Source organism: Formosa sp. F44, assembly GCF_056238645.1.
On sequence record NZ_JBWDLJ010000002.1, the window covers coordinates 266,343 to 279,473 of the forward strand.

General features: G+C 36.2%; 12 protein-coding genes. 9 read left to right on the top strand and 3 right to left on the bottom strand.

All coding sequences use genetic code 11. The annotated features are described in order from the left end of the window. The first annotated feature begins 169 nt into the window (after positions 1-169). The 9 genes from trhO to AC0UBM_RS06165 all read left to right on the top strand — a co-directional run bounded on the left by trhO (position 170) and on the right by AC0UBM_RS06165 (position 9,306). Complete coding sequence (gene trhO / locus AC0UBM_RS06125; protein ID WP_414035803.1) at positions 170-1,249, top strand: oxygen-dependent tRNA uridine(34) hydroxylase TrhO; 1,080 nt, start codon at positions 170-172, stop codon at positions 1,247-1,249. A 3-nt stretch (positions 1,250-1,252) separates the two neighbouring features. Then, on the top strand, positions 1,253-2,497 hold the full coding sequence (locus AC0UBM_RS06130) for a peptidase U32 family protein (RefSeq protein ID WP_475688059.1): 1,245 nt from the start codon (positions 1,253-1,255) through the stop codon (positions 2,495-2,497). After that, positions 2,497-2,727 (top strand): ferredoxin, encoded by a 231-nt coding sequence (locus tag AC0UBM_RS06135; protein WP_414035801.1) that lies wholly within the window; start codon positions 2,497-2,499, stop codon positions 2,725-2,727. The genes AC0UBM_RS06130 and AC0UBM_RS06135 overlap by 1 nt, the downstream gene beginning before the upstream one ends. A 257-nt stretch (positions 2,728-2,984) precedes the next feature. Next, complete coding sequence (locus AC0UBM_RS06140; RefSeq protein WP_475688060.1) at positions 2,985-4,478, top strand: PSP1 domain-containing protein; 1,494 nt, start codon at positions 2,985-2,987, stop codon at positions 4,476-4,478. Continuing rightward, the gene (locus AC0UBM_RS06145) at positions 4,465-4,962 is read left to right on the top strand and encodes a gliding motility lipoprotein GldH (RefSeq protein WP_475688061.1); all 498 of its coding nucleotides are present in this window, start codon (positions 4,465-4,467) and stop codon (positions 4,960-4,962) included. The genes AC0UBM_RS06140 and AC0UBM_RS06145 overlap by 14 nt, the downstream gene beginning before the upstream one ends. Next, positions 4,963-7,287, top strand: a complete 2,325-nt coding sequence (locus AC0UBM_RS06150) for a penicillin-binding protein 1A (RefSeq protein WP_475688062.1) — start codon at positions 4,963-4,965, stop codon at positions 7,285-7,287. It begins immediately after the preceding gene. A 194-nt stretch (positions 7,288-7,481) separates the two neighbouring features. Beyond that, on the top strand, positions 7,482-8,180 hold the full coding sequence (locus tag AC0UBM_RS06155) for a CoA transferase subunit A (RefSeq protein WP_475688063.1): 699 nt from the start codon (positions 7,482-7,484) through the stop codon (positions 8,178-8,180). A gap of 83 nt (positions 8,181-8,263) precedes the next feature. Continuing rightward, on the top strand, positions 8,264-8,608 hold the full coding sequence (locus AC0UBM_RS06160; RefSeq protein WP_475688064.1) for a four helix bundle protein: 345 nt from the start codon (positions 8,264-8,266) through the stop codon (positions 8,606-8,608). 44 nt (positions 8,609-8,652) lie between these two features. Further along, entirely contained in the window at positions 8,653-9,306 is a 654-nt protein-coding gene (locus AC0UBM_RS06165) for a 3-oxoacid CoA-transferase subunit B (protein ID WP_475688065.1), read from the top strand. A gap of 286 nt (positions 9,307-9,592) precedes the next feature. Here AC0UBM_RS06165 and AC0UBM_RS06170 read toward each other — a convergent pair whose 3' ends face one another. Genes AC0UBM_RS06170 through AC0UBM_RS06180 form a run of 3 tightly spaced genes read right to left on the bottom strand, consistent with a single transcriptional unit; the run spans position 9,593 to position 13,128 of the window. Further along, complete coding sequence (locus AC0UBM_RS06170; protein ID WP_475688066.1) at positions 9,593-11,269, bottom strand: ABC transporter ATP-binding protein; 1,677 nt, start codon at positions 11,267-11,269, stop codon at positions 9,593-9,595. Then, positions 11,270-11,980, bottom strand: coding sequence for a 3'-5' exonuclease (locus AC0UBM_RS06175; protein ID WP_475688067.1), 711 nt, complete (start codon positions 11,978-11,980; stop codon positions 11,270-11,272). Then, the gene (locus AC0UBM_RS06180; protein WP_475688068.1) at positions 11,977-13,128 is read right to left on the bottom strand and encodes a serine hydrolase domain-containing protein; all 1,152 of its coding nucleotides are present in this window, start codon (positions 13,126-13,128) and stop codon (positions 11,977-11,979) included. The genes AC0UBM_RS06175 and AC0UBM_RS06180 overlap by 4 nt, the downstream gene beginning before the upstream one ends. Positions 13,129-13,131: the final 3 nt, after the last annotated feature.

The following is a 13,131-nucleotide window of genomic DNA, read 5'->3' on the forward strand; positions in this document are numbered from 1 at the left end:
AAAAATAGTGAGAACTAAAAATATCGTATGTCCTAAAAGTCTAGAATTGAGTTAACCTTTTCAGCCAATAGCAAACTATAAAGTGCTTTTTTGGGGATAAAATTTAGTGTTTTATCTAAAAGCAGTACCTTTGCAAAATATTTTTTAACCTTAAACACATTAGTATAGCATGCAACTGTACAATAAATTAAGTGCTAAAGAACGTGCAGAGTTAATCGAAGAAGCAGGAAAAGATCGATTAACACTCTCCTTCTACCAGTACGCCAAAATCGAAAACCCTCAATCATTTAGAGATCAGTTATTTATTACTTGGGACGCTTTAGACGTTCTTGGTAGAATATATGTCGCCCACGAAGGAATTAATGCCCAGTTATCCTTGCCGGCAGATCGCTTCAATGAATTTAAAACCCATCTTGATAGTATTTCATTTTTAAAAGATATTAGGCTAAATATTGCTGTAGAGCAGGATAATATGTCGTTTTTAAAACTGAAAGTTAAAGTCCGTGATAAAATTGTTGCCGATGGTTTAAACGATGAGACTTTCGACGTTACCAATAAAGGTAGACACGTAGATGCTATTCAATTTAACGAATTAATAGAAGATGAAAACACCATTCTTGTAGATATGAGAAATCATTACGAGAGTGAAATTGGCCATTTTAAAAATGCACGCCGTCCAGATGTCGATACGTTTAGAGAGTCGTTGCCTATAATAGAAAATGATTTAAAGGAGCATAAAGACGATAAAAAACTGGTTATGTATTGTACTGGTGGTATTCGTTGTGAAAAAGCAAGTGCTTATTTTAAGCATAAAGGCTTTAAGAATGTATTTCAGTTAGAAGGCGGTATTATAGAATATACTAGACAAGTTAACGAGAGTGCTCTTGAGAATAAATTTGTAGGGAAAAATTTCGTATTCGACGAGCGTCGTTCAGAACGCATTACAGACGATGTCATTGCGCGTTGCCACCAATGTGGTGAGCCAGCAGATACTCATGAGAATTGTGCTAACGATGCGTGTCATTTATTATTCATCCAGTGCGAAAAATGTAAAGTCGAAATGGATAACTGTTGTTCTACAACCTGTAAAGAAATTCATAGTTTGCCTTACGAAGAGCAGAAAGCGTTGCGTAAAGGACAGGGAAATAGTAACGACATATTTAAAAAGGGACGAGCAGATTATTTGCCTTATAAAAAAGATCTCAGAAATATTTACGAAAATTTCAACACAGATTCTTTAAAAGATTAGGCCATGCAACATATAGAATTAATGGCTCCGGCTGGAAATTTTGAATCCCTTCAGGCCGCGTTAGATAATGGAGCAAACTCCGTTTATTTTGGAGTAGAGCAATTAAACATGAGAGCTCGTGCTACGGTAAATTTTACTTTAGACGATCTTCCTGAAATTGCAAAACGCTGCGAGGCGAAAAACGTGAGAACGTATTTAACTTTAAACACCATAATTTACGATCACGATTTATCGATTGTAAAAACCCTTTTAAAACAAGCTAAAGCGGCTAATATAACGGCGGTAATTGCCATGGACCAAGCTGTTATTGCTATGGCAAGAGAAATGGGAATCGAGGTTCATATTTCTACGCAAATAAACGTAACCAATATAGAAACGGTTAAATTTTATGCCTTGTTTGCAGATACTATGGTGTTAAGCCGTGAGTTGAGTTTGCGTCAGGTTAAGAGTATTACAGATGCTATAGAAAAGGAACAAATTAAAGGCCCTTCTGGACATTTAGTCGAGATTGAAATTTTTGGTCATGGTGCACTGTGCATGGCAGTTTCTGGAAAATGTTATATGAGTTTACATTCGGCTAACTCATCTGCCAATCGTGGCGCTTGTAAGCAAAATTGCAGAAAAAAATACACGGTTGTAGACCAAGAGACTGGTTTCGAAATGGAATTGGATAATGAGTATATCATGTCGCCTAAAGATTTATGTACTATAGATTTCTTAGATGAAATTGTAGATGCTGGAATAAAAGTATTAAAAATTGAAGGACGTGGTAGAGCACCGGAATACGTTGCCAAAGTGATTAAATGTTATCGTGATGCCATAGATAGTATTGAAGCTGGAACCTACAGTAAAGACAAAGTTATTGTTTGGATGCAAGAGCTAGAAAAAGTTTATAATCGCGGATTCTGGAGTGGCTATTACCTAGGTCAGAAATTAGGCGAGTGGAGTACAGGTTCTGGATCGCACGCCACACAAAAGAAAGTGTATGTAGGAAAAGGCACACATTTTTACCCGAAGGCAGAAATTGGCGAATTTAAAATTGAAGCTTTCGATGTTGCTATTGGTGATACCGTTTTGGTTACTGGCCCAACTACTGGAGCTAAAGAAATGAAAGTGGTAGATCTTATGGTTAACGATAAGAAGTCCGAAAAAGGCTCTAAAGGCGATTTGGTTACCATGCCTTTAAAATTTAGAATTCGACCATCGGATAAATTATACAAGATTGTTGAAAATAAAGTAGAAGCGTAATGGTTATTATTACCCTACAACGCAATAAATGTATAGGCTGTAATTATTGTGTAGAGTTGGCGCCTCGTCAATTCCAAATGTCTAAAAAGGACGGGAAATCGGTATTACTACACGGTCAGGATAAAAAAGGATTTTTTACTTTAAAAAGTAACGATTACTCTATCTTAGATGCTTGCGAAAACGCATCAAAAGCTTGTCCGGTAAATATTATAAGTGTTAAGAATAATTAATTTGCATTTTTTTTACGCTAATACGCGTACGTTTATAAAGCGTGCTGAAATCTGTATTAAATCGACTGAATTATGAAGTTAGGTCGAATTAATATTTCTTTTTTTTAAGTCTTTAGAATAATCATATCTTTACAAATCAAACTCAGGTTTATGTTTACCTAAACACTGAGTTTATAGAAGTTTCAATACTTGAGACTTTATTTTACTAATTCTCTTCTGTTAATCGCTGATTATCAGAATCTATATATACATAATTTATGGCTTGTGAAAGTTGTTCAACAGGAAAAGACGGCCAACCTAAAGGCTGCAAAAGTAATGGGACATGCGGAACGGATAGTTGTAACAAACTGACAGTTTTCGATTGGCTTGCAAATATGTCGCTACCAAACGGCGAAGCTCCTTTTAATTGGATTGAAGTGCGTTTTAAAAACGGACGTAAAGAATATTATAAAAACACCGAAAATTTAACCTTAAGTATTGGAGATATTGTAGCAACTCAGGCTGCAAATGGTCACGATATTGGAATGGTTACGCTTACAGGAGAGTTGGTGAGAGTACAAATGAAGCGTAAAAAAATTCCTCAAGATGGAGAGGTTTTAAAAATATACAGAAAAGCATCGCAACGTGATATCGACATTTGGTCTGATGCACGGGATAAGGAAGAACCTATGAAGGTTAGAGCGCGACAATTCGCAATCGATTTAAAACTTCATATGAAAATCTCAGATATCGAATATCAAGGAGATGCTAGTAAAGCGACGTTTTATTATACTGCAGAAGAACGCGTAGATTTTAGAGAATTAATTAAAGTTTTTGCACGTGAATTTAGAACCCGTATCGAAATGAAACAAGTTGGTTTCCGTCAGGAAGCGGCGCGTTTAGGAGGTATAGGGTCTTGTGGTCGTGAGTTGTGTTGTTCTACATGGTTAACCGATTTTAGATCGGTAAGCACATCTGCTGCTCGTTATCAGCAATTGTCATTAAATCCGCAAAAATTAGCTGGTCAATGTGGAAAGTTAAAATGTTGTTTAAATTACGAATTAGACACGTATTTAGATGCCTTAAAAGCATTTCCTAAAACAGAAGTCAAGCTAAAAACACAGAAAGGAACCGCTGTTTGTCAGAAAACAGATATTTTTAAAGGGCATATGTGGTATGCTTACGAAGGGGAATGGATGAATTGGCATAAGATTACTACCGAGCAAGCACAGGAAATAATCGCTTTAAATAAGAAGAATGAGCCTGTTGGTAGTTTGGAAGAATATGCGGTAGATTTATTAGAAGATACTAAAGTAGAGTTTGAGAACGTTGTAGGTCAAGATAGTTTAACGCGTTTCGATCAGCCTAAAAAACCTAAGCGACGCAGAACAAATAAAAATACAAATACGCCAAACGCTGAAGCGAAAGATAGTGGTGTGGCTACAAAGCCCGCAACAAAGAGACCGGTTAGAAGAAAAAAGCCTTCAAACCCAAATCAAAACCCTAACGCAAAGGCTAAGCAAAACCCGAATGCAAAACCTAATCCAAATGCAACTACGGCAGATGGAGAAGCTAAGCCTAAACCAAGTAGAAATAGTCGTAATAGAAATAAGAGAAAACCTCAAAATAAACAGAATCCGCAAAACGCTAACGCTAATCCAAACGCGAAGCCAAAGCCTAATCCAAATGCCAAGTCTAAGCCAAAACCTAGACCAAAGCCTAATGCTAAGCCTAATCAGAAATCAAATCCGAATACCAATGCAGAAAAGTAGTGCGGTTTTATTTTGTTTAAGCATACTGTTAGTATTCGCTTCGTGTGATTCCGGACATATGTTTGATGCTTATAAATCTGTGCCTGGAGCTTGGAATAAGGACAATGTGGTTCAGTTCGATTTTACACCCCCAGACACAACAGATGCGTATAATTTATTCGTAAATATTAGAAATAATAACGATTATAAATACAGTAATTTATTTCTAATAGTCGATTTAGAATTTCCTCATGGTAAAAGTCTAACAGATACTTTAGAGTATAAAATGGCAAAACCTAATGGCGAATTTCTAGGTGCAGGAGCAGGTAGCATCAAAGAAAATAAATTATGGTATAAAGAAGGTTTCATTTTAAATGAATCTGGACAGTATAAAGTAAAAATTCAACATGCCATGAGAGAAAATGGCAAGGTAAATGGTGTAATAAACCTTGAAGGCATTACAGATGTAGGCTTCAGAATAGAAAAACCAACAACACTTAATTAGATGGCAAAAAAGAAACAACCTGAAAAAAGCCAAAGCTTTGGTACATACATACGTTGGTTTTGGATTCTTTTCCTTACCGGTATTATCGCTGCTATATTACTATTTGTATCAGCTTCAGTATTTGGAGATCTACCAGATCACACGGTTTTAGAAAATCCTAAAACAAATCTTGCAACCGAAATTATTTCTTCAGATGGGAAGACATTAGGGAAATTTTATTTTAACGATAATAGAACGCCAGTCGATTATGAAGCTTTGCCTCAGCACTTGGTGGATGCTTTAATTGCTACCGAGGATGCTCGATTTTTTGAACATTCAGGTATTGATGGTCGCGGAACATTAAGAGCCATTGTGAAAATGGGTAAAGGCGGTGGTGCCAGTACCATTTCGCAGCAGCTTGCAAAACAATTGTTTCATGGTGAAGGTTCTAAAAACATAGTAGAGCGTATTGGGCAAAAGATAAAAGAATGGATTATTGCTATCCGCTTAGAACGTCAGTATACCAAGGAAGAAATTATAGCTCAGTATTTTAATATTTACGACTTTTTAAATAATGCCGATGGTATAAAAAGTGCTGCAAGCATCTACTTTGGTAAACAACCCCAAGATTTAGATATTCAAGAATCGGCGATGTTGGTCGGGATGTTTAAAAATGCCTCAGCGTTTAATCCAAGAAAGTATCCTGAAGATGTAAGAAACCGTAGAAATGTGGTCTTAAGTCAGATGCAAAAATATGGTTATATCACAGAGCGTGTAAAGGATTCTATTCAACAAACACCGTTACAATTCACTTACACCCCAGAATCGCATCGTGAAGGTATTGCAACCTATTTTAGAGAGTATTTAAAGAAATTTATGAAAGATTGGATTAAAAATAATCCAAAAGCCGATGGTACAAACTATAACTTATATAGTGATGGACTAAAAGTGTATACAACTATCGATTCGCGCATGCAACAGTATGCAGAAGATGCTGTGCAAGATCACATGAAAAACTTGCAAGCAGAGTTTGACCATCAGAATACTCCAGATAGAAATCCTACAGCTCCATTTTTAGGATTAGATAAGGACGAAATTAATGGCCTTATGAAGCGTGCTATGCGTCAGTCTGAGCGTTGGAGAAAGATGAAATACGACCTTAAAAAAACAAATGAAGAAATTATTGCATCGTTTGATGTGGCTGTTCCAATGACTGTGTTTTCTTGGGAAGGAGAGATCGATACAATTATGAAACCCATAGATTCTATGCGTTATTATAAAAAGTTTTTACATCCTGGTATGATGTCTATGGACCCAGAAACCGGACATGTAAAAGCATGGGTTGGAGGTATGAATTATCGCCATTTCCAGTACGATCACGTGCAACAGGGAAAGCGTCAGGTAGGTTCTACGTTTAAACCTTTTGTGTATGCAACTGCTATAGACCAATTGCATTTATCGCCTTGCGACGAATTTCCGGATGTACCATATTGTATAGAAGAAGGTCGTTGGGGAAATTTAAAAGATTGGTGTCCAGAAAACTCAGGTTTAACTTACGGTGGTACAAGAACACTTAAAGGAGCTTTAGCAAATTCTGTAAATACAATTACTGCGCAATTAATGGACAAGGTGGGGCCTGCACATGTTATCGATATGGCGCATAAATTAGGTGTGACTACCGAAATTCCAGAGGTGCCTTCTATTGCATTAGGTACTGTAGATTTAAGTGTTTATGAAATGGTAGCGGCTTATGCCACCTTTGCTAATCAAGGGGTGTATACCGAACCTGTCATGGTTACGAGTATCGAAGATAAAAACAACACTATTTTATACCAGTTTACACCTAAAACTAAGGATGTTTTAAGTGAAGAGGTAGCCTATGTTACTGTAAAATTACTAGAAGGTGTTACCGAAGGAGGTTCGGGAACACGTTTAAGAACGGTAGGTGCTGAAAAATGGAGTGCAGTATATCGAGAAATTATGACTGGATATCCTTACGAATTAAAGAATCCTATTGCTGGTAAAACTGGAACCACACAAAACCAAAGTGATGGTTGGTTTATGGGGATGGTTCCAAATTTAGTGACAGGAGTTTGGGTAGGAGCAGAAGATAGAGCTGTCCATTTTAAAAGTATTACCTACGGACAAGGTGCTTCTATGGCGCTTCCAATTTGGGGGTCTTATATGAAAAGTTGTTATGCAGATGAAGCTTTAAATATATCGACTGCAGAGTTCGAAGCTCCGGAAGAATTAACGATTAAGGTAGACTGTTATGATGACGCAAGTTCTTCAGAGAATGATGATAAGACACCTAATGTAGATGTACCGTCCGATTTAGATTTCTAAGTCAATTTTAATATATATTTAAAAGCCATTCTAAGCCAGTGCAGACTGTTTTAGAATGGCTTTTGTGTTTCCTATACTCTCAGCTCAAATGTGTTTATAAGATAACATATCGTTTGTTTTTATTAATTTCTAAATTTATAGGGCTTAAAACTTCTGATTTCGTATTTTTAAGTAGAATAAAATACAAAAAAAACATGATTACAAAAACTGTAGAATCTGTCGAAGATGCTTTACATGGAGTTTCCGATAATATGACGATGATGTTTGGTGGTTTCGGTTTATGTGGTATTCCCGAAAATGCAATAACCGAGTTAGTAAAAAAGGAAATTAAGGGATTAACATGTATTTCGAATAATGCCGGAGTAGACGATTTTGGATTGGGCTTATTACTTCAGAAAAAACAAATCAAGAAAATGATTTCGTCTTATGTAGGAGAAAACGATGAGTTTGAAAGACAAATGCTTAGTGGTGAGTTGGATGTAGAGTTAATTCCGCAAGGAACTTTAGCCGAACGTTGTCGCGCGTCACAAGCGGGTTTTCCTGCTATTTATACACCAGCTGGTTACGGTACTGAAGTGGCCAAAGGCAAGGAAACTCGCGAGTTCGACGGAAAAATGTATGTGTTAGAGCATGCATTTAAAGCGGATTTTTCATTCGTGAAAGCTTGGAAAGGTGATGCTGCTGGAAATCTTGTGTTTAAAGGTACGGCGCGCAATTTTAATCCAGTTATGTGTGGCGCCGCAAAAATAACCGTTGCTGAGGTTGAAGAGTTGGTTCCGGTAGGCACCTTAGATCCGAATCAGATTCATGTACCAGGTATTTTTGTGCAGCGTATTTTTCAGGGTAAAGATTATGAAAAGCGTATTGAACAGCGAACAGTGCGTTCTAGATAATTTACCAATGTATAAATGCCAAAATGTACTAATTATTTTGATTATATATTTTAAGATGATTTCAGTTCCTAATAAACATACGTATGAAAAAAACAAATGTCATTTTAGAGAAGTCAGTAGCTTTCGCATTGTCAATTATTGAATACTGTGAAATTTTAGAAATGAATAGAAAATATGTAATTGCCAATCAGTTATTAAAGTCAGGAACAAGTATTGGAGCACAAATTCATGAGGCGCAGAATGCAGAAAGTAAAAAGGATTTTATTCATAAGTTTAAAATATCGGCTAAAGAATTAGAGGAAACAAAGTATTGGATTACATTATGTGATCGGTCAAATCAGTACGAAAATCCTGAAAAGTTAAAAGCGCCTTTAAATGAACTAGGTTTAATTTTATATAAAATTCTGAGTACAAGTTACAAGAGTTAATAATTGCAACATTATTACATTTATTAATTATTACATTAAAGAATATGTTAGACAAAATAGGAATAGCAAGACGTATTGCACAAGAAGTTAAGGACGGATACTATGTTAATTTAGGAATTGGGATTCCTACTTTGGTGGCTAATTATGTACGTGACGATATACAAGTCGAATTTCAGAGTGAAAACGGCGTCTTAGGTATGGGGCCTTTCCCTTTTGAAGGAGATGAGGATGCCGATATTATTAATGCGGGAAAACAAACCATAACAACGTTAGCAGGAGCTAGTTTTTTCGATTCGGCAACTAGTTTTGCAATGATTCGAGGAAAGCATGTCGATTTAACCATTTTAGGTGCTATGGAGGTTTCGGAAAACGGAGATATTGCCAATTGGAAAATACCTGGTAAAATGGTGAAAGGTATGGGAGGCGCAATGGATTTGGTCGCTAGTGCCGAGAATATCATTGTGGCCATGATGCATACCAATAGAGCTGGAGAATCTAAATTGTTAAAACGTTGCAGTTTGCCCCTTACTGGAGTAGGGTGTGTTAAAAAAATTATTACCAATCTAGCTGTTCTCGAAGTCACCAAAAACGGATTTAAATTATTAGAACGTGCTCCTGGTGTTTCGGTAGATACCATTAAGAATGCTACCGAGGGACGATTAGAGGTTGTAGGAGAAATTTCAGAAATGAACATTTAAATGCCTATAAATAGAATAGAAAAAACTGGTAAATGTTAAAGTTTAGTGTATTTGGTCGATAAATTTGTGTGTTTAAACGATATATAAGAAATATTTAACATCTTTGTAGTACCCAAAAATACTAGAACTTATAGACCCCAAATCTACCAAGATCTAACGATTACGAATGTAGCCCCAAATCTACCTGACGAATCAAATTGGGCGAAGTGTTGCAAACATGGAGCCTACGATAACCTCGAGTTATGTGTTAGAATTTTTAAGTATTTAGTTAAAAAACTAATTCAAGCTACAATCCTTTTGGAATAGCTAGAATTAGTTTTTTTGTATACTCTTGTTTCGGATTGTTATATACAATATCTGCGTCGTCTTTTTCTACAATCTTTCCTTTGTTCATCACAATTAATTGATCGGACATATATTTTACAACCGCTAAATCGTGAGAAATAAATATGTAAGTGAAACCGAATTTATCTTTCAATTCATTTAACAGATTTAAAACCTGAGCTTGAACGGAAATATCTAAAGCCGATACAGACTCGTCACATACAATTAATTTAGGCTGTAGTGCAATAGTTCTGGCTATTCCTATACGCTGACGTTGTCCGCCGGAAAATTCATGCGGATATCTATTAAAATAATCTTCAGAAAGTCCAACACGGTTTAAGATTTCCAATACTTTAGCTTTGCGCTCGGCTTTGTTTTTATACAATTTGTGCACCGTCATAGGTTCTAAAATAGCCTGACCAACAGTTAATCTCGGATTTAAGGAAGCATAAGGATCCTGAAAAATGATCTGAATATCCTTTCTAAGTGTTCTCATCGCTTTTGTAGGGAGATTGGTAATGTCCGTACCTCTGTATAAAATAGTTCCTGCAGTCGCTTTATCGAGCTGGAGAATGGCATTTCCTAAGGTGGATTTCCCGCAACCCGATTCGCCTACCAACCCTAAAGTTTCACCTTCGTAAATTTTAAAGTTTACCTTATTTACAGCCTTAAAAGTTTCTGTTTTTCCAAAAAATCCTGATCTAGAAACATATTCTTTTTCTAGATTGATAACTTCTAGTAGAGGTGTGCTACTATATAATTTTTTATGCGCTCTTGCTCTATCTTCAGCAGTAACTATCGTTTCAGAAATGGTATCTTCCAAGTAATCCTGAATTGTTGGTAACGTTTTTAAACGTACGTCTAAAGACGGTCTAGAATTTATTAAAGCTTTGGTGTAAATATGTTGCGGGTGGTTAAATATAGTTTCAGAAGTCCCTTGCTCTACAATATCTCCTTTGTACATTACTAAAACCCGATGGGCAATCTCAGAAATTAAAGCGAGGTCGTGAGTAATAAAAATAATACTCATTTGTGTTTTGGCTTGTAATTCTTTTAACAATAGAATAATCTCTTTCTGAACCGTAACATCTAAAGCGGTTGTAGGTTCGTCTGCGATTAAAATATCGGGTTCGCAGGCAATAGCCATAGCAATCATAACCCGTTGTTTTTGTCCGCCAGAAATTTCATGCGGATACGATTTATAAACACGCTCCGGTTCAGGTAGTTTTACTTGCTGAAACAACTCTAAAACACGTTGCTTTATTTCTGTTTGAGATAATTGGGTGTGCTCATTTAGTATTTCTTCTACCTGTGCACCACAGCGCATTGACGGATTTAAAGAACTCATTGGTTCTTGGAAAATCATGGCGATTTTATTACCACGAATTCCTTGAAAGACCTTTTGATTGATTTGTGTTAAATCTTTATCTTGAAAATGAATAGAACCTGTAGTTTTTGATATCTCTTTAGGTAGTAATCCTAAAATGGCTAAGGAAGATACCGATTTTCCAGATCCAGATTCTCCTACAATTCCTAGTATTTCATTCCCGTTTAAATGATAAGAAATCGAATGAATCACCTCGTTTCCGTTAAAGGAAATAGCGAGATTTTCAATGTGTAATAGAGGGTTTTTAATCATTTAAATATGAATAATTTCATCGTCGGTTAAAATGGATGCTCCACGCAATCTAAGAAAAATCTGAGCAACAGCAATGGTATCTTTTTCGCAGTATGCAATTATGCGGCTAACTTCGTTTTCTTTGTAATACACGCGATATACTTCACTGCCGTCAATATCGTCTTTTGGCGAGGGTATGCCTAAAACGTTGGTAAGTAACTTTAAAGACGTATAGCTTTTATAATCGCCAAACTTCCATAGTTCTAAAGTATCAAGATGTGGTACTTCCCATGGTTTCTTGCCAAATAAATTAAGTTTTTCTGGTAACGGGACGTTATGGATAATCATACGACGAGCAATATATGGAAAATCGAATTCCTTACCATTGTGAGCGCATAATAGTTTTTTGGGATGATTATAATGGGTGTCTAAAAGGGTCTTGAAGTCTTTTAGAATTTCGATTTCTTCACCGTGAAAAGACGTGGTTCTAAACTGCCTATTATCTCCGTCTATTTTAAAATACCCAACCGAAATACAGACAATTATACCAAACTCGGCCCAAATTCCAGCACGGTCGTAAAATTCTTCTGCCGAGAGTTCGTTTCTTTGATATTTAGATTTTAAACTCCACAGCTCTTTTTTGGCCTCACTTAATTCTGAAAAATGCTGCGTTTCTGGAACGGTTTCGATGTCCAGAAATAAAATGTCTTCAAGGTTGAGCTTGTTTATCATTCATCTAACATATTATATCCTTCCTCAATATACGCAAAAATGTCTTTCGAAAAGGTTTCACCATTTCCTTTTGGACCTTTACTATGTCCTAGGCGTACTATTATAATATTGTCTTCTGGTTCTACAATAACGTATTGCCCAAGGTGTCCACGCATCATAAAAAAGTGTTTGTCTTTTATGGTTTTTAACCACCAACCGTAGCCATATTCTGGGCTTTCAGGAAAACGTGGTGTAATCGATTTTTGAACAAACGCTGAGTCCAAAAGTTGTTCGCCGTTCCATTTTCCATAGTCTTTATACAATTTTCCAAAGCGTGCAAAATCACGTGCATTACTGGCAATACAACAATATGCTTTTTCTAATCCATGTTGTTCGCTATCGAGTTGCCAAAGCGCATCACTTTCAAAACCCATAGGTTTCCAAAACTCTTCGCTTAAATATCCTGACATATTTTGGCCTGTTGCTTTTTCAAGAACCATACCTAACAATTGGGTGTTTCCGCTTAAATATTTATACGATTTTCCAGGAGCCTCGATGCCTTTCATGTTTAAAATAACAGGTGCTAAATCTTCATCGAAATAAGCACGGGTAGTCACTGAAAATGGAGAATAATAAGACTCGTCCCAATCTAATCCAGAGGCCATAGACGATAAATCGCCCACCGTTAAATTTGCTGATAATCCGTTTTTAAATTCTGGATAAAAATCACTTACCTTTTGGTCTAAACTTCTTACTTTGCCTTCCATAATGGCTTTACCAAGCATAGCAGAAATGATGCTTTTGGCCATAGAAAAAGAATTGGTCTTTGATGTATTTTCGAAACCATCGTAGTACTTCTCAAACCAAATACTATCGTTTTTAATAATTAGATACGCGATAGTGCCGTTGGCTATATTGGTGCGTTCTAAACTGTCTGTAATGGTCGTTTTATTATAATCTTTATGTATGTTCCAAGGCTGAGGTGAGCTACTTTTTATAACACGATTGTCAAACTCTTTATAATCTTCTAGAAATGCTGTTTTATGCCCTGTGCCGTATGTTACGCGAACAGCTTTTAAAATGTAATCGTAATCGAATATGTATAATAGAACTATAAGTAAACCGCATACAGTAACGATAAACTTTAAAAGTTTGGATAAGAATTTCATGCC